This is a genomic window from Streptomyces sp. MBT65, from assembly GCF_016612545.1.
Classification (GTDB): Bacteria; Actinomycetota; Actinomycetes; order Streptomycetales; family Streptomycetaceae; genus Streptomyces.
The window spans coordinates 1-17,827 of record NZ_JAENRY010000233.1 but is presented as its reverse complement, the minus strand read 5'-3'; the positions used below and the strand labels follow the sequence as shown (position 1 = coordinate 17,827).

At 70.9% G+C, this 17,827-nt stretch carries 10 protein-coding genes; 9 read left to right on the top strand and 1 reads right to left on the bottom strand.

The features are described from left to right. The 7 genes from JHN63_RS37280 to JHN63_RS37250 form a co-directional block, all read left to right on the top strand. Window positions 1-1,836, top strand: a 1,836-nt coding sequence (locus tag JHN63_RS37280; RefSeq protein WP_200689330.1) for an ABC transporter ATP-binding protein, incomplete at its 5' end; no start/stop codon positions are given. Between the two features lie 196 nt (window positions 1,837-2,032). Further along, complete coding sequence (locus tag JHN63_RS37275; protein WP_234478274.1) at window positions 2,033-2,929, top strand: alpha/beta fold hydrolase; 897 nt, start codon at window positions 2,033-2,035, stop codon at window positions 2,927-2,929. A 123-nt stretch (window positions 2,930-3,052) separates the two neighbouring features. Continuing rightward, on the top strand, window positions 3,053-4,765 hold the full coding sequence (locus JHN63_RS37270; protein WP_200689326.1) for an ABC transporter ATP-binding protein: 1,713 nt from the start codon (window positions 3,053-3,055) through the stop codon (window positions 4,763-4,765). Beyond that, window positions 4,762-6,537 carry an ABC transporter ATP-binding protein gene (locus tag JHN63_RS37265; RefSeq protein WP_200689323.1) on the top strand — a complete coding sequence of 592 codons (1,776 nt, stop codon included), beginning with the start codon at window positions 4,762-4,764 and terminating at the stop codon, window positions 6,535-6,537. The genes JHN63_RS37270 and JHN63_RS37265 overlap by 4 nt, the downstream gene beginning before the upstream one ends. A gap of 220 nt (window positions 6,538-6,757) precedes the next feature. Next, complete coding sequence (locus tag JHN63_RS37260) at window positions 6,758-8,785, top strand: M4 family metallopeptidase (RefSeq protein WP_200689321.1); 2,028 nt, start codon at window positions 6,758-6,760, stop codon at window positions 8,783-8,785. A 257-nt stretch (window positions 8,786-9,042) separates the two neighbouring features. After that, window positions 9,043-10,698, top strand: coding sequence for a M4 family metallopeptidase (locus tag JHN63_RS37255; protein ID WP_200689319.1), 1,656 nt, complete (start codon window positions 9,043-9,045; stop codon window positions 10,696-10,698). An 82-nt stretch (window positions 10,699-10,780) separates the two neighbouring features. Beyond that, on the top strand, window positions 10,781-11,290 hold the full coding sequence (locus JHN63_RS37250; protein ID WP_200689317.1) for a DUF1990 family protein: 510 nt from the start codon (window positions 10,781-10,783) through the stop codon (window positions 11,288-11,290). A 55-nt stretch (window positions 11,291-11,345) separates the two neighbouring features. Here JHN63_RS37250 and JHN63_RS37245 read toward each other — a convergent pair whose 3' ends face one another. Further along, window positions 11,346-13,964: a glycosyltransferase family 1 protein gene (locus JHN63_RS37245; protein ID WP_200689315.1), complete on the bottom strand. Its 2,619-nt coding sequence runs from the start codon at window positions 13,962-13,964 to the stop codon at window positions 11,346-11,348. A gap of 300 nt (window positions 13,965-14,264) precedes the next feature. Between JHN63_RS37245 and JHN63_RS37240 the strand changes: the two genes are divergently transcribed. After that, window positions 14,265-15,467, top strand: coding sequence for a S8 family peptidase (locus JHN63_RS37240; RefSeq protein WP_200689312.1), 1,203 nt, complete (start codon window positions 14,265-14,267; stop codon window positions 15,465-15,467). Window positions 15,468-15,683: 216 nt separating this feature from the next. Then, window positions 15,684-17,783, top strand: a complete 2,100-nt coding sequence (locus tag JHN63_RS37235) for an alpha-1,4-glucan--maltose-1-phosphate maltosyltransferase (protein ID WP_234478272.1) — start codon at window positions 15,684-15,686, stop codon at window positions 17,781-17,783. Window positions 17,784-17,827 lie beyond the last annotated feature (44 nt).

The window sequence follows — 17,827 nt, the reverse complement described above, 5'->3', positions numbered from 1 at the left end:
CCCACCACCGACGACACCCCCGAACCCCCGCGCCCGCCCGTCGCGGTCGACCCCTTCGACCACGACACCCTGCCCACTCCCCCGGGCGCGACCGCCGCCCTCCTGCGTTCGCTGCTCGCCCCGATGAAGGCGCGGGTCGCCGTCACGACGCTGCTCCTGCTGCTCCAGCAGGCGGCCGTGCAGGTGGGCCCGCTGCTGGTGGCGTACGCCATCGACCGTGCCGTGCCGGCGTTCCGGGACCACGACCGCGGTCCGCTGATCGCCGTCGGGGTGGGCTATCTGCTGTGCGCGCTGGTCTCCGGCGGGCTGCAGTACGCGTTCATCGGGGCCTCCGCGCGCGTCAACCAGGACGTGCTGCTCGATCTGCGCGGCCGTATCTTCCGGCACGCGCAGGCGCTGAGCATCGACTTCCACGAGCGGTACACGTCCGGCCGGCTCATCTCCCGTTCCACCACGGACATCGAGGCCCTGCGCGAACTGCTCAGCGAGGGGCTCCAGGAGCTGATCACGGTCATCCTGTCGTTCGTGTACATCTCGGCGATGCTGCTCTGGCTGGACCTGGGGCTGGGCGCGGTCGCGGTGGCGTCCTTCGTGCCGTTGTATCTGCTGGTGCGGGTCTATCAACGGCGCGCGGTGCGGGTGTACGCGGTGCGGTCCACGGCGATCGCGCGGGTGATCGTGAAGTTCGTCGAGACGATGAACGGCATCCGCCCGGTCCGCGCGTTCCGCCGCGAGGCGGTGAACGACGCCGACTTCCAAGTCCTCAACCGCCGGCACGAACGGTCCAACGGCGACGCCCTGTTGGAGATGGCCCGCTATGTGACCGGCTCGCGTCTGGTCGCCAACACGGCGGTCGCGGTGATCGTGCTGTGGGGCGCGACCCGGGTCGCGGACGGTTCCCTGGAGTTGGGCGTGCTGGCGGCGGCCGTGCTGTATCTACGGCGGCTCTACGACCCGATCGACCGGCTCGGCATGTTCCTCAACTCCTACCAGTCGGCCGCCGCGTCGCTGGAGAAGATCGCGGGGTTGCTGGCCCAGACCCCGTCGGTGCCCGAACCCTCAACCCCCGTACAGCTCCCGGAACTTGAGTCGGAGCAGCCCGGCCGCGAGGTGGTCTTCGCCGGGGTGCGCTTCGCGTACCGCACCGGCGGCGAGGTGCTGCCCGTCTTCGACCTCACCCTCCCCGCCGGCCAGACGGTCGCCGTGGTCGGCTCCACCGGCGCGGGCAAGTCCACCCTGGCCAAACTGCTGGCCCGTTTCTACGACCCCTCGGACGGGCGGGTGTTGCTCGACGGGGTCGACCTGCGCGAGCTGTCCGTGCCCGAACTGCGGCGCGGGGTGGTCATGGTGACGCAGGAGGCGTTCCTGTTCTCCGGCACGGTCGCCGAGAACATCTCGATCGGCCGCCCGGACGCCCCGCGTGAGGAGATCGAGCGGGCCGCGAAGGCGATCGGCGCGCACGACTTCATCAGCGCGCTGCCCGACGGCTACGACACGGACGTACGCAAGCGGGGTGGCCGTATCTCGGCGGGTCAGCGCCAACTCGTCGCGTTCGCGCGGGCGTTGCTCGCCGACCCGGCCGTCCTCATCCTCGACGAGGCGACCAGTTCCCTCGACGTCCCGGGCGAACAGGCCGTACAGCGCGCCATGTCGACGGTCCTGCGCGGCCGCACGGCGGTCGTGATCGCCCACCGTCTGTCCACGGTCGAGATCGCGGACCGGGTCCTGGTCATGGAACACGGCCGGATCATCGAGGACGGCACCCCGGCCGAACTGATCGGGGGGACGGGACGCTTCGCGGACCTGCACCGGGCCTGGAGGGACAGCCTGGCGTAGGCGCCCGCACCGGCGGCACCCGATCGGGCACCCCTCCGCACCTCCACACCATCGCGCCTCCACACCTCCGCACCCCCGCGCCTCCACGCTTCCATGCCGCCACGCTTGCGAAGCGGAACCTTGTTCCGTATCTTTTCCGGAACAAGGTTCCGCTTGCATGTCGCAGGCGTGCACGCCACAGAACGGAAGCACCCCCATGACGCCGATCATCTCCGTGAAGCCGCTCGTTCTCCCCGCCCCTGGTCGCGGTACGGACCTCCAGGTCAGGGTGTCCGCGCCCGTGACCGGCGGCGAATTGCCCGTCGTCGTCTTCTCGCACGGTTACGGCTGGTCGCTGGACGGCTACGCCCCGCTGGCCGACCACTGGGCCGCGCAGGGTTTCGTCGTCGTGCAGCCCACCCACCTCGACTCCAGGACGCTCGGCATCCCGCACGAGGATCCCCGTTTCCCCCGGATCTGGCGCCTGCGGGTCGAGGATCTCCAGCGGGTGCTGGACGGGCTCGACGTCCTGGAGGCGTCCGTGCCGGAGCTCGGCGGGCGGATCGACCGCGGCCGGGTCGCGGTGGCCGGTCACTCCTGGGGAGCGCAGACGGCGAGCACACTGCTGGGCGCGCGGGTCCTCGACGCGGACGGCGTGCCCGGCGAGGATCTGTCCGACGCGCGGGTCTCGGCGGGCGTCCTGCTCGCCCTGCCCGGACTGGGCGACGACCTGACCCCGTTCGCCGCCGAGCAACTCCCTTTCATGAAGCCGTCGTTCGCGACCATGACCGCGCCGGCCCTCGTCGTCGCCGGTGACCACGACCAGTCGCAGTTGTCCACCCGGGGACCGGACTGGTTCACCGACCCGTACACCTACAGCCCGGGCGACAAGAGCCTGCTCACGCTCTTCGGCGCGGAGCACTCGCTCGGCGGCATCCCCGGGTACGAGGTCGCCGAGACGACGGACGAGAGCCCCGCGCGCGTCGCCCTCCTCCAGCACCTCACCACGGCGTTCCTGCGCAGCGCGCTGCACCCGGAGGACACCGGGTGGAAGGCGGCGGTCGCGGCGCTGGCGGAGGACCCGGCACCGCTGGGGAAGGTGGAGAGCAAGTAGCGCCAGCCGCGCGGGAGTTTATTCGATGGGCAACCGCGCTCACGCTCGGTAATCTTCGAGGTCTCCAACCACCCCCGGACCGCTCACGGCTGCCCGCGCTCGGCGGCCTGGGCAAGGAGGCCCATGATCGACCCGTACGAGGATCCCGGGACACCCGACTGCCGGGGCGGCTGGCGGTTCCTGTGGTGGCTGGTGCTGCGGCAGCCGTGGCGGGCGGTGTCCGGGGCGCTGCTGTCGAGCGTGTGGATGGTGCTGATGGCGGCGGCGCCGTATCTGATGTCCCGCGCGGTCGACGACGGGCTGGTGCCGGGGGACATGGGCGCGCTGGCCCGGTGGACCGGGGCGCTGTTCGTGGTCGGCGCGGTCAACTCCTGGCTGAGCATCATGCGGCACCGCACGATGACCCGGGTCCGCATCGACGCCAACTTCCGCACGGTCAAGCTGATCGTCGGCCAGACCGTCCGGCTGGGCGCCGTGCTCTCCCGCCGGGCCCGGGCCGGCGAGGTGATCACGACCGGCGTCGGCGACGTGTGGACGATCGCCCAGTCCCTGACCGTCGTCGGCCCCGGCTTCGGCGCCCTCGTCGTCTACGGCGTGGTCGCGGGCGTGCTGCTGTCGATCTCGGCGCCGCTCGCCGCCGTCGTCCTGCTGGGTGTGCCGGTGATCGCTTTGCTCGCGGGGCCGTTGACGCTGCGGCTGCAGAGCGTGGAGACGGAGTACCGGGAGCGACAGGGCGTACTGACCGCGCGCATCGGCGACCTCGCGGGCGGCCTGCGGGTCCTCAACGGCCTGGGCGGCAAAGGGCTGTTCGCGGACGCGTTCCGCCGGGACTCGCAGCGGCTGCGCGCGCAGGGCTACCGGGTGGGCGCGGTGGCGAGCTGGGTGCAGGCGGTCGGGATGGGGCTGCCGACGCTGTTCCTCGCGGTCGTGACCTGGCTCGCGGCCCGGCTGGCGGCCCAGGGGCAGCTCAGCATCGGCGAGTTGGTCGCCGTGTACGGCTATGTCGCGGTCCTGATCGGCCCGGTGTCGTTCTTCGTGCAGATGGTCTACGAGTTGAGCCGTGGCGTGGTGGCCGCGCGTCGGGTCGTGGCGCTGCTGCGGCTCGAACCCGCGCTGGACACCGGGGAGTCGGCCGCTCCGGCGGAACCGGCCGCGCTGCACGATCCGGACTCGGGGGTGCGGGTGCTGCCGGGGCGGCTGACCGCGCTGGTCGGGGCGCGGCCCGGGGACGCGCTGGCCGTGGTGGACCGGCTCGGGCGGTACGCGCCGTCCCTGGCGACCTGGGGCGGGGTACGGCTGGACACGATTCCGCTGGACCAGGTGCGGGCGCGGATCCTGGTCGCCGACAACGAGGCCGACCTGTTCGCCGGACCGCTCACGGAGGTGGTGTCCGGGCGCACGGAGCGGTCGGCGGAGGCGGTGGCGAAGGCCGTGCACGCGTCGGCCGCCGCCGACATCGTGCAGGGGCTGCCGGAGGGCCTGGACTCGGCGGTGGCCGCGCAGGGCCGCAGCCTCTCCGGGGGACAGCGTCAACGGGTGCGGCTGGCAAGGGCGTTGCTCGCCGAGCCGGAGGTGCTGCTCGCGGTGGAGCCGACCTCGGCGCTCGACGCGCACACGGAGGCGGCGGTTGCCCGGCGGCTGCACGCGGAGCGCACGGGCCGTACGACGGTGGTGACGACGACCTCCCCGCTGGTCCTCGACCACGCGGACACCGTGCACTACCTGGTCGACGGCAAGGTCGCGGCCAGCGACGGCCACCGCCGGCTGCTGGCGGACGAGCCCGGCTACCGCGCGCTGGTGGCCCGGGACACGGAAGAGGAAGAGGTCGTACGGTGACGCCGTCTTCGCAGGCGAAGGGTCAACTGCCGGTCGCGGGACGGGCGGAGGTACGACGGGCCGCGCTGCGCCTGGTGCGGGCGGACCGGCGGGCGTTCGCCGTCGTGCTGGTGGTGAACGCGCTGGCGGCCGGGGCCGGGCTGGTCGGGCCGTGGCTGCTCGGGCGGATCGTGGACGAGGTGCCGGCCGGAGCCGGGGTGGGCGTGGTGGACCGGCTGGCCCTGGTCATCGTGGGGTGCTCGGTGGCCCAGTTGCTGCTGGCGCGCTGGGCGCGGTACGTGGGGCACCGGTTCGGTGAGCGGACGCTGGCCCGGGTGCGGGAGGACTTCGTCGACCGGGCGCTGGCGCTGCCCGCGTCGGTGGTGGAGCGGGCCGGGACGGGCGATCTGACCGCGCGCGGCACGGCGGACGTGGCGATCGTCGGTACGACCCTGCGTGATGTCGGGCCGGATCTGCTGGTCAACTCGGTGCAGGCGCTGTTCGTGATGGGCGCGGTGTTCGCGCTCGACCCGCTGCTCGGGCTGTTCGGGGTGCTGGGGCTGACGCCGGTGTGGTTCGCGCTGCGCTGGTATCTGCGCCGGGCCCGGGACGGCTATCTCGCGGAGGGCTCGGCCAATTCGGAGGTCGCCGAGGTCCTCACGGCGACGGCGGCCGGGGCGCGCACGGTGGAGGCGTTCCGGCTCCAGGAGCGGCGGGTCGCCGCGAGCCGGGACACGCTGCGGACGGCTCTGCGGAGCAGGCTGCACACGTTGTTCCTGCGGACGGTGTTCTTCCCGGCGGTCGAGATCTCGTACACCGTCCCGGTGGCGGGTGTGCTGCTGGTGGGCGGGTGGCTGCACGGGCGTGGGGCGGTGGGCCTCGGTGCGGTGGTGGCGGCGGCGCTGTATCTGCGGCAGTTCGCCGAGCCGCTGGACCAGATCCTGATGCGGGTCGAGCAACTGCAGAGCAGCGGCGCCTCGTTCGCCCGCGTGGAGGGGCTGGCCCGGGCGCCCCGCGCGGAGGGGGACGGCGACGCGCCGGTTCCGGCGGACGACCGGATCGACGTGACGGGTGTGCGGTACGCCTACGAGCGCGGCGGCGAGGTGCTGCACGGCGTCGACCTGACCGTACGGCCGGGTGAACGGCTCGCGGTGGTCGGCCCGTCGGGCGCCGGGAAGACCACCCTGAGCCGGCTGCTGGCGGGGGTCGACGCGCCGACCGGGGGCACGGTGACCGTGGGCGGGGTGCCGGTCTCCGCGCTGGCACCGGAGACGCTGCGCCGCCAGGTGGTGCTGGTCACCCAGGAGCACCATGTCTTCCTCGGCTCGGTCCGCGACAACCTCCTGATCGCCGAACCGGCCGCCACCGACGAGGAGTTGTGGGCGGCCCTGTCGGCGGTGGGCGCCGAGGAATGGGTGCGGGAGCTGCCGGACGGCCTGAACACCCGCCTGGGCGCGGGCGGTTCGACCACGGACGGCTCGCAGGCCCAGCAACTCGCCCTGGCCCGCGTGGTGCTGGCCGACCCGCACACCCTGATCCTGGACGAGGCGACGGCCCTGCTGGATCCGGCCACCGCCCGCCACACCGAACGCGCCCTGGCAGCCGTACTGGAGGGCCGCACCGTCATCGCCATCGCCCACCGCCTCCACACCGCCCACGACGCGGACCGGGTCGCGGTCATGGAGAACGGCCGGCTGACCGAACTCGGCCCGCACGAGGAGCTGGTGGCGGCGGAAGGGGCGTACGCGGCGCTGTGGCACTCGTGGCACGGGGAGCGGCCGACGGCCACGTGACCCGGGGGTGTGCAGCGCCCTCCCGACAGTCCGTTTAACGGACATGAACATCCGGACAACGAACGAATTCCGGCCAACTTCCTGACGCGCTCCTGACAGAAAGCGCGGGCTGCTGCCACTCTTCCCACTGGCGCTTCACAGCAACCCCACAGTTTCACTCCTGTGATCCCTGTGATCTCCCCTGGTCGCGTGATCCGCGACCGTCCTGAAGGAGTCAGTGTTGAGAAGCAATTCCTCGCGCAGACGCACCTCCCACATAGTCGCCGTAGCCGGCGTCACCGCTCTGCTCGCCGCTGCCGTCCAGGCCGGCGCGACCTCCTCCGCCGCTCCGGCCAAACCCCTTGCCGGCAAGGGGAATCCGGCGCACGCCGCAGTCTCGCTCTCTCCCTCGCAGCGCGCCGAGCTGCTCCGCGACGCCGCGTCGGCGCGGACCACGACCGCCAAGGACATCGGCCTCGGCGCCAAGGAGGCGCTCGTCGCCCGTGACGTCGTCAAGGACGCCGACGGCACCGTCCACACCCGCTACGAGCGCACCTACGCCGGACTCCCGGTCCTGGGCGGCGACCTGGTCGTCGACACCGCCAAGTCGGGCGCCACCACACACGTCATCAAGGCGAGCAACGCCACCATCGCGGTCGCCGACCTCACCCCGGACGTCGCCACCGCGACCGCCGAGAAGCAGGCCGTCTCCCGCGCCAAGGCCCTCGGCTCCACCAAGTCGGCCGCGGACTCGGCCCGCAAGGTGATCTGGGCGGCGAGCGGCAAGCCCGTCCTCGCCTACGAGACAGTCGTCGGCGGCCTCCAGGACGACGGCACCCCGAACGAACTCCACGTCATCACGGACGCGGCCACCGGCAAGAAGCTCTACGAGTACCAGGGCATCGAGAACGCCACCGGCACGGGCAACACCCAGTACAGCGGCGCCGTCTCGCTGACCACGACCCAGTCGGGCACGTCGTACAACCTCACCGACGGCGACCGCGGCGGCCACAAGACGTACAACCTGAACCACGGCACCTCGGGCACCGGCACGCTGTTCTCCCAGACCAGCAACACCTGGGGCAACGGCACCACGTCGAACGCGGCGACGGCCGGCGCGGACGCGCACTACGGCGCGGCGGAGACCTGGGACTTCTACAAGAACACCTTCGGCCGCAGCGGCATCAAGAACAACGGCGTCGGCGCCTACTCCCGTGTCCACTACGGGAATTCGTACGTCAACGCGTTCTGGGACGACGGCTGCTTCTGCATGACGTACGGCGACGGCTCCGGCAACGCGGACCCGCTGACCGCCATCGACGTGGCGGGGCACGAAATGAGCCACGGCGTCACCTCCAACACCGCCGGGCTCAACTACTCCGGTGAGTCGGGCGGGTTGAACGAGGCGACCTCCGACATCTTCGGCACGGGTGTCGAGTTCTACGCCAACAACTCCACCGACGTGGGCGACTACCTCATCGGCGAGAAGATCGACATCAACGGCGACGGCACCCCGCTGCGTTACATGGACAAGCCGAGCAAGGACGGCGGCAGCGCGGACAGTTGGTACTCCGGCGTCGGCAACCTCGACGTGCACTACTCCTCGGGCATCGCCAACCACTTCTTCTACCTGCTGAGCGAGGGCAGCGGCGCCAAGGTCATCAACGGCGTCAGCTACAACTCGCCCACCTCGGACGGGCTTCCGGTCACCGGCATCGGCCGGGACAAGGCGCTGCAGATCTGGTACCGGGCGCTCACCACGAAGTTCACGTCGACCACCAACTACGCGGCGGCCCGCACCGGGACGCTCGCGGCGGCCGGTGAGCTGTACGGCACGACGGGCGCCGAGTACAAGGCGGTGCAGGACGCGTGGGCGGCCGTCGCGGTCGGTGCGCGCTCCGGTGGCGGCGGGGGCGGCGGTACGTCGTTCGAGAACACGGCCGACGTGTCGATTCCGGACAACGGGGCGGCAGTCACCTCCTCGGTCACCGTGTCCGGGCGGACGGGCAACGCGCCCTCGAACCTCTCGGTCACGGTCGACATCGTGCACACCTGGCGCGGTGACCTCGTGATCGACCTGGTCGCCCCGGACGGGTCGACGTACCGGCTGAAGAACTCCAGCTCGTCCGACTCGGCGGACAACGTGCAGGCCACCTACACGGTCAACGCGTCCTCCGAAGTGGCCAACGGCGTCTGGAAGTTGAAGGTCCAGGACGTGGCGGCACAGGACACCGGCTACATCAACAGCTGGAAGCTTACGTTCCCGTAAAAACCAGCCGTCCACTTCAGGCCGCACGAACTGGGCGCCGCCTCGGGGTTTCAACTCCGGGGCGGCGCCCTGTTGTGGACGTTTACATTGCCGCAACGTTCACCGGACAGTCGATTTTCAGCCAACATCACTTGAGGGTCCTGACATGTACGCGCCCCTGATGCCACTCTTCCCTCACGCCGCTTCAGCACAGCCACTTCACAACCACTCCGGCCGGTAACCCCACGCCGTCCGGACTCCCCCACAGAGGAGCTTGCGTGACCCCCCTCTACGCGCGTCACAAGCGCACCACCCTGGCCATCGCCACCGCGGTCGCCGCCGGAGCCCTGCTCGCCACCGGTGTCTCCACCGGTGCCTCCGCCCAGCCCGCCGCGGGCAAGGCGGCCCCCCTCGCCGCCGCCCCGCAGCTGCTCTCCAACGCCGCGCGCACCGCGCTGGTCCAGGAGAAGCAGGCCGACGCGGCCGAGACGGCCACGCAGATAGGCCTCGGCACCAAGGAGAAGCTGGTCGTCAAGGACGTCGTCAAGGACGTCGACGGCACGGTGCACACCCGCTACGAGCGGACCTACGCGGGCCTCCCGGTCCTCGGTGGCGACCTGGTCGTCCACACCGCGCCGTCGGGCAGGACCGAGGGTGTCACCAAGGCGCACTCGGCGACCATCAAGGTCGCCACCGTCACGCCGAAGATCACCGTCGCCAAGGCCGAGAAGCAGGCGCTGACCGTCGCCAAGGCCGCCGGCTCCGACAAGACCGCCGCCGACGGTGCCCGCAAGGTCATCTGGGCCGGCGGCGCCACCCCCGTCCTCGCCTACGAGACGATCGTCGGCGGCTTCCAGGACGACGGCACCCCGAACCAGCTGCACGTCATCACCGACGCGGCCACCGGCAAGAAGCTCTTCGAGTACCAGGGCATCGAGAACGCCACCGGCACCGGCAAGACCCTCTACTCGGGCACCGTCAGCCTCACCACCACGCTGTCGGGCACGACGTACTCGCTGACCGACGCCTCGCGCGGCAGCCACAAGACGTACAACCTGAAGCACGGCACGTCCGGCACCGGCACCCTCTTCACCAACACCACCAACACGTGGGGCACCGGCGCCGCCTCCAGCTCCACCACCGACGTGACCGCCGCCGCGGACGCCGCCTACGGCGCCCAGGAGACGTGGGACTTCTACAAGGACACGTTCGGCCGCAGCGGCATCAAGAACAACGGTGTCGGCGCCTACTCCCGCGTGCACTACGGCAGTTCGTACGTGAACGCGTTCTGGGACGACAGCTGCTTCTGCATGACGTACGGCGACGGGTCGGGCAACACCCACCCGCTGACCTCGCTGGACGTGGCCGGCCACGAGATGAGCCACGGCGTCACCGCCAACACCGCGGGCCTCAACTACTCCGGTGAGTCGGGCGGGTTGAACGAGGCGACCTCGGACATCTTCGGCACCGGCGTGGAGTTCTACGCCAACAACTCGTCCGACGTGGGTGACTACCTCATCGGCGAGAAGATCGACATCAACGGCGACGGCACCCCGCTGCGCTACATGGACAAGCCGAGCAAGGACGGCGGCTCCAAGGACTCCTGGTCCTCCACGGTCGGCAACCTCGACGTGCACTACTCGTCGGGCGTGGCGAACCACTTCTTCTACCTGCTGTCCGAGGGCAGCGGCGCGAAGACGATCAACGGCGTGAGCTACAACTCGCCCACGTCCAACGGCTCCACGGTCACCGGCATCGGCCGCGCCAAGGCGCTCCAGATCTGGTACAAGGCCCTGACGACGTACTTCACGTCGACCACCAAGTACGCGGGCGCCCGCACCGGCACCCTGTCCGCGGCGGCGGCCCTCTACGGCTCCGGCTCCACCGAGTACAACGCGGTGGCGGCGGCCTGGTCGGCGGTCAACGTCAGCTGACGACAGGCGAGTTGACAGCCAAGCGGTAAGGGCGCTACCCGGAGCGAAGGCATCTCCGGGTAGCGCCCTACTCTTGGGTCCCATGTCCTTCACGTACGACGACGTCGGCGCGACCCGCGAACGCGGCTTCTGCCCCCCGGGATTCCACCCCCTCTATGTGCGCAGCCGGATCGGTGAGGGCGAGAAGGTCTTCCGCCGGGCCTCCGAAGCGGTCCTGACCTGGGAGTTGCACCGCGAACTGGGCGTCGGCATCGAGGCGGGCGCCGACAAGGCGGCCCCCGGAGTGGACGTGACGGTCACCCTCGCCGGCCTGATCAAGGCCCCCTGCCGCATAGTCTGGACGGTCGAGGAACACCGCAGATCCGGCTGGGCCTACGGCACGCTCCCCGGCCATCCCGAGCGCGGCGAGGAGGCCTTCGTGGTCGACCGCACCGGCGACGGCACGGTCTGGCTGACGGTCTCCGCGTTCAGCCGCGGCGCCAAGTGGTACGCCCGGCTGGGCGGCCCCGCGACCCGGGGGTTGCAGCACGCGTACGCCCGCCGGATGGGCAGCACGCTGCGGCGGATGTGCGCGCCGTACTCGGAGGTGTGAGGGGTTCGCAGGCGTGACGGGGAACCCGGTTCCGGGTCCCCCGTGCACCGGCCGGCTACCTCATCAGCACTCCGGCCCCTTCCACCCCGTCCTCGGTAGGCACCGCCACCAACCCCAACTCCGCACCGGACGCGAGCAGTCGGTGCGCCGGGAGGATGCGGACGGTGTAGCCATAGGGCCCGGTGCGATCAAGGGAGAGCGGCCCCTCGAACAGCCAGTGCCCCTCGGCGTCCGGACCCCCCGCCGGTTTCAGGGGCACCGTCACCGCGTCCCCGATCCGGTCCTCCGGGTCCACCCGCCCCGACACCGCCTGCACTTCCACATCGTCCGGGGCGAGACCGCCGAGGCCCACCCGCACCCGGAGATTCAGCGTCGTACCGAGCTCCGCCGTGGCCGTGGCCGCGGACGTCTCCACGTGGTCGACCGTCACCCCGTGCCAAGCCGCGCGCACCCGCCCCTTCCAGGCGGCCAGTTCACGCGCCGAGTCGGGGGTCATGGCCCGATGCGCGAGCGCGGCCGGGGCGTACAGCCGCTCCACGTACTCGCGGACCATCCGGCCGGCCAGCACCTTCGGGCCCAGCAACGTCAGCGTCTGGCGGACCATTTCGATCCAGCGGTCGGGCAGACCGTCCTGGCCGCGCTCGTAGAAGCGCGGGGTGACGCGCTGCTCCAGGAGGTCGTAGAGCGCGGCGGCCTCCACGTCGTCGCGGTGGTCGGGGTCCGTGCCGGTGCCGTCCGCCGTGGGGATGGCCCAGCCGAAGTCGGGCTGGAACCACTCGTCCCACCAGCCGTCCAGCACCGAGAGGTTGAGGCAGCCGTTCAGCGCGGCCTTCATCCCGCTCGTGCCGCACGCCTCCAGCGGGCGGAGCGGGTTGTTGAGCCAGATGTCGCAGCCGGGGTACAGCTTCTGCGCCATCGCCATGCCGTAGTCGGGAAGGAAGACGATGCGATGGCGGACGCGCGGATCGTCCGCGAACTTCACCAACTCCTGCACCAGGCGCTTCCCACCGTCATCCGCCGGGTGCGCCTTGCCCGCCACCACGATCTGGATCGGATGCTCCGGGTGCAGCAGCAGATCCATCAGCCGGTCACGGTCGCGCAGCATCAGCGTCAGTCGTTTGTACGACGGGACGCGGCGCGCGAAGCCGATGGTGAGGACGTCGGGGTCGAGGACGCCGTCGATCCACCCCAACTCGGCCGATCCGGCGCCGCGTTGACGCCAGGAGGCGCGCAGCCGCTCCCGTACCTCGACGACCAGTTGCTCGCGCAGATCGCGGCGCAGCTCCCAGATGTCCTGGTCCGGGATCTCCGCGACCGCGTCCCAGCGGTCCGAACCACCCACGGTCAGCGCGTCCTCGGTGCGCTGGGCGCCGATCTGCCGCGCCCCGAGCCGGAACACCTCGGGGGCGACCCAGGTCGGCGCGTGCACCCCGTTGGTCACGGAGGTGATCGGCACCTCCTCGGCGTCGAAGCCCGGCCAGAGACCGGAGAACATCTCGCGGCTGACCGAGCCGTGCAACAGCGAGACACCATTGGCCCGTTGACCCAGCCGCAGGCCCATCACGGCCATGTTGAACAGGTTGGGCTCACCGCCCGGGTAGGTCTCCATGCCGAGGTTCAGGATGTGTTGGACATCCATGCGCGGGAGTTCGGCACCGGCACCGAAGTGCGTGGCGACCAACTCCCGGTCGAAACGGTCGATCCCGGCCGGGACGGGGGTGTGCGTGGTAAAGACCGTACCGGCCCGCACCGCCTCCAGGCCCGCCTCGAAGTCCAGCCCCGCGTCGCAGAGTTCGGCGATCCGCTCCAGCCCGAGGAAGCCCGCGTGACCCTCGTTGGTGTGGAACACCTCGGGCTCCGGGTGACCGGTGAGACGGCAGTACGTCCGTACCGCCCGCACTCCCCCTATGCCGAGCAACATCTCCTGGAGCAGCCGGTGTTCGCTGCCGCCGCCGTAGAGGACGTCGGTCACGCCCCGCGCGGCGATGTCGTTCTCCTCGACGTCCGAGTCGAGCATCAGCAGCGGTACCCGGCCGACCTGCGCGAGCCAGATCCGGGCGCGCAGCGAGCGGCCGCCGGGCAGGGCCAGGGAGACCTGGGCCGGGGTGCCGTCGTCCTCCCGGACCAGCGCGACCGGGAGTTCGTTGGGGTCGAGGACCGGATAGGTCTCCTGCTGCCAGCCGTCCCGGGACAGCGACTGGCGGAAGTAGCCGTGCCGGTACAGGAGTCCGACACCGATCAGCGGTACGCCTAGGTCGCTGGCCGATTTGAGATGGTCGCCGGCAAGGATGCCGAGGCCGCCGGAGTACTGGGGCAGGGCCGCCGTGACACCGAACTCGGGTGAGAAGTAGGCGACGGCGGCGGGCAGTTCACCGGGGTGGGTCTGGTACCAGCGGTCACCGCCCACGTAGTCGGCGAGGTCCCCGGCGACCTCGGTGAGCCGGCGCAGGAAGCGGCTGTCCGCGGCCAGTTCGGCGAGCCGCTCGGCGGACACGCTGCCGAGGAGTCGTACGGGATCGTGTTCCGAGGCGGCCCAGCGCTCGGGATCGACGGACTGGAAGAGATCACGGGTGTCCGGGTGCCAGGACCAGCGCAGATTGCGTGCGAGGTCGCTGAGCGGACGGAGGGGTTCGGGGAGGACGGGACGGACGGTGAATCGACGGATCGCCTTCACAGCTCCACCTCGGCGCGTTCGCTGGATGACACACGGCAATGTGCGTCGTCGTGTGCTGATGACGGTACCGGTGTTGGTGTGGGCGTGGCTGGGGGCTCCGCCCCCAGACCCCCGCGGCCCTGAAGGGGCCTCGTCCTCAAACGCCGGACCGGCTGAAATTGCCGACCTGCGCTGAAAAGGCACCCCGTGACCGGCTGGTTAGTACCGCCCTGTACTAAATCAGGACCCTCGTGCGCCCTTGTGGTGCTTCGCGCCGCACGAGAGGCTGCCCCGTGGAGAGTTGAAGGAGGGGAACTCGACATGGCACGGACGCGTACGCGGCGTCTGCGTCGGGCGGGGGGTCTGACCGCGGTGATCACTGCCGTGGTGATGTCGGCCATCACTCTGCCCGCGCACGCCGCACCGGAGGGGACGATCACCGGCGCCGGTGAACCCGGTTCCGTCAGCGGCAGCTACCTGGTGACGCTCAAGGGGGGAACGAGAGCTCCGTCGGCCGCCGGAAAGGACCTGGCCCGGAGATACGGGGCGAGAATAAGCCACACCTACGGCACGGCCCTCAACGGCTACGCCATCGAGGCGAACGAGAGACAGGCGAGACGCCTCGCGGCGGACGCGCGGGTCGCCTCCGTCGCGCAGGACACCCGGATCACCGTGGACCGCACGCAGCGCAACCCGCCGTCCTGGGGGCTCGACCGGCTCGACCAGCCGGGCCTGCCGCTGAACAGGAGCTACACCTCGCCGAACTCCGGGGGCGCCGGCGTGACGGTGTACGTGATCGACACCGGCATCCGGATCACCCACAAGGACTTCGGCGGCCGGGCCGGCTACGGCTGGGACTTCGTCGACAACGACGCCGTCGCCCAGGACGGCAACGGCCACGGCACCCATGTGGCCGGCACGATCGCCGGCACCACGTACGGCGTCGCCAAGAAGGCCAAGGTGGTCGCCGTACGGGTCCTCGACAACGCGGGAGCGGGGACGACCTCGCGGGTCCTCGCGGGCATCGACTGGGTCACCCGGCACGCGCACAGGCCCGCGGTCGCCAATCTCAGCCTGGGCGGCTTCCACAACGACCAGCTCGACGCGGCCGTACGGACCTCGATCGCCTCCGGTGTCACCTACACGGTCGCCGCGGGCAACGACGGAGTACAGGCCGGCCTGTACTCCCCCGCGGACGTGAAGCAGGCGATCACCGTCGGCGCCACCGACCGGAACGACGCCAAGGCGCCGTTCTCGAACTTCGGTCCGGCCGTCGACCTGTTCGCCCCGGGTGTCTCGATCACCTCCGCGTCGTACGCGAGCGACACGGGGAAGGCGACCTTCTCGGGTACGTCGATGGCGTCGCCGCACGCGGCCGGCGCGGCGGCGGTCTATCTCGCCGGCCACCCGCGTGCCACCCCGGCACAGGTCTCGGCGGCACTCGTCGCGGGGGCGGTTTCCGGGAAGGTGTCCGGCGCGGGGCTCGGTTCGCCGGACAAACTTCTGCAGGTACCGCGGTCGTAGGGCGGGAGTGACGGCTCCGGCCCCGTTCGCCAGGACGGGGCCGGATCTTCTGTGGAGACCTGCGCGTAAGTAGTTAGCAACCTGCCGGATTGCTAACCCGAATAGGGTGGGAAGGCTCCACCGGTACGCCCCCCAGACGCACCACGGGATCTCTCGCAGGACCCACCTCCCCACATCCATCCGCCCATACCCACGTTGACGCGGACAGGAGCGGTCATGCCCGCCACGCACCACTCGTCACCACCCCCGACATCCGGCACGGACACGCCCCGCGTGCGCCCCGCCGGCACGGCACCGCCCGCCCCGGAGCCACCCTCCGCGGGCGCCACGTCCCCCGGCATCGGACGCATCCCCGTCCTCGATGTCCGGCCGGTCGTCCAGCACGGCCTCCGGTCCGCCAAGGCGGTGACCGGTGAGGCCTTCGAGGTGTCGGCCACCGTGTTCCGCGAGGGCCACGACGCGGTCGCCGCCAACGCCGTCCTCCACGACCCGGACGGCCGCCCCGGTCCATGGACCCCGATGCGGGAGCTGGCCCCCGGCACCGACCGCTGGGGCGCCACCGTCACACCCGGCGCACCCGGCCGGTGGACGTACACCGTGGAGGCCTGGAGCGACCCGGTCGCCACCTGGCGCCACCACGCCGGGATAAAGATCCCGGCCGGCATGGACACGGACCTGGTCCTGGAGGAGGGCGCGCGGCTGCACGAGCGCGCCATCACCGGCGTACCGAAGGGCAAGGGCCTGCGGCCCGTCCTCCGCGCCGCCGTCACCGCGCTGCGCGACGAGACCCGCCCGCCCGCGTCCCGGCTGGCCGCCGCGCTGACGCCCGAGGTGGACGAGATCCTGGCCCGGTATCCCCTGCGGGAACTGGTCACGGTCTCCGAGCCCCGCGCGTTGCTGGTGGAGCGGGAGCGGGCGCTCTACGGCGCCTGGTACGAGTTCTTCCCGCGCTCCGAGGGCACGGCGGCCGAGCCCCACGGCACGTTCCGTACGGCGGCGAAACGGCTGGCCGGTATCGCGGCGATGGGCTTCGACGTGGTGTACCTGCCGCCGGTCCATCCCATCGGGACCACCTTCCGCAAGGGCCCGAACAACACCCTCTCCGCCGGGCCCGAGGATGTCGGCGTCCCCTGGGCGATCGGTTCGCCCGAGGGCGGGCACGACGCGATCCACCCTCAGCTCGGGACGTTGGAGGACTTCGACGCGTTCGTCGCGCGCGCCGGTGAGCTGGGCATGGAGATCGCGCTGGACTTCGCGTTGCAGTGCTCGCCGGACCATCCGTGGGTGGACAAGCATCCGGAGTGGTTCCACCACCGCCCGGACGGGACGATCGCGTACGCGGAGAACCCGCCGAAGAAGTACCAGGACATCTACCCGATCGCCTTCGACCGGGACCTGGACGGGCTGATCGCCGAGACGCTGCGCGTGCTGCGGCACTGGATGGACCACGGGGTGCGGATCTTCCGTGTGGACAACCCGCACACCAAGCCGGTCGTGTTCTGGGAGCGGGTGATCGCGGACATCAACGCCACCGACCCGGACGTGATCTTCCTGGCCGAGGCCTTCACCCGGCCCGCGATGATGGCCACCCTCGCGCAGGTCGGCTTCCAGCAGTCGTACACCTACTTCACCTGGCGCAACACGAAGGCCGAACTCACCGACTACCTCAGCGAGTTGGCGGGCGAGTCGGCCGCCTACATGCGGCCGAACCTGTTCGTGAACACCCCCGACATCCTGCACGAGTTCCTCCAGGAAGGCGGGCGGCCGGCCTTCGAACTGCGCGCGGTACTCGCCGCGACCCTCTCTCCCACGTGGGGGGTGTACAGCGGGTATGAGTTGTGCGAGAACACACCGTTGCGGCCCGGCAGCGAGGAGTATCTGGACTCCGAGAAGTACCAACTCCGGCCCCGCGACTGGGTGTCGGCCGAGCGGGAAGGACGTAGCATCGCGCCATTGCTCGGCAAACTCAACGACGTCCGGCGCCGCAGCCCCGCGTTGCGGCAGTTGCGTGACCTCCACTTCCATCACACGGACCAGGAGGCGGTGATCGCGTACTCGAAGCGGAGCGGTTCGAACACGGTTCTGGTGGTCGCGAACCTCGACCCGCACCACACCCAGGAGGCCACGGTCTCGTTGGACATGCCGCAACTCGGCCTGGAATGGCACGAGTCGGTGCCGGTGCGCGACGAGCTCACCGGTGAGACCTATCACTGGGGCAGGGCCAACTATGTGCGCCTGGAACCGGGCAACCGGCCCGCACACATCCTCACCGTCCTGCGACCGTCCCCGCAGATCGGAGGGTCACCCACAATATGATCGTCAACGAGCCCGTCCCGGACACCTTCGAGGACACTCCCGCC

What these genes read in the sequence shown, in the direction of transcription:
- JHN63_RS37275 (WP_234478274.1), top strand. Translation starts at nt 2,033, where the DNA reads ATGACGCCGATCATCTCCGTGAAGCCGCTCGTTCTCCCCGCCCCTGGT.
- JHN63_RS37270 (WP_200689326.1), top strand. Translation starts at nt 3,053, where the DNA reads ATGATCGACCCGTACGAGGATCCCGGGACACCCGACTGCCGGGGCGGC.
- JHN63_RS37250 (WP_200689317.1), top strand. Translation starts at nt 10,781, where the DNA reads ATGTCCTTCACGTACGACGACGTCGGCGCGACCCGCGAACGCGGCTTC.
- JHN63_RS37240 (WP_200689312.1), top strand. Translation starts at nt 14,265, where the DNA reads ATGGCACGGACGCGTACGCGGCGTCTGCGTCGGGCGGGGGGTCTGACC.
- JHN63_RS37235 (WP_234478272.1), top strand. Translation starts at nt 15,684, where the DNA reads ATGCCCGCCACGCACCACTCGTCACCACCCCCGACATCCGGCACGGAC.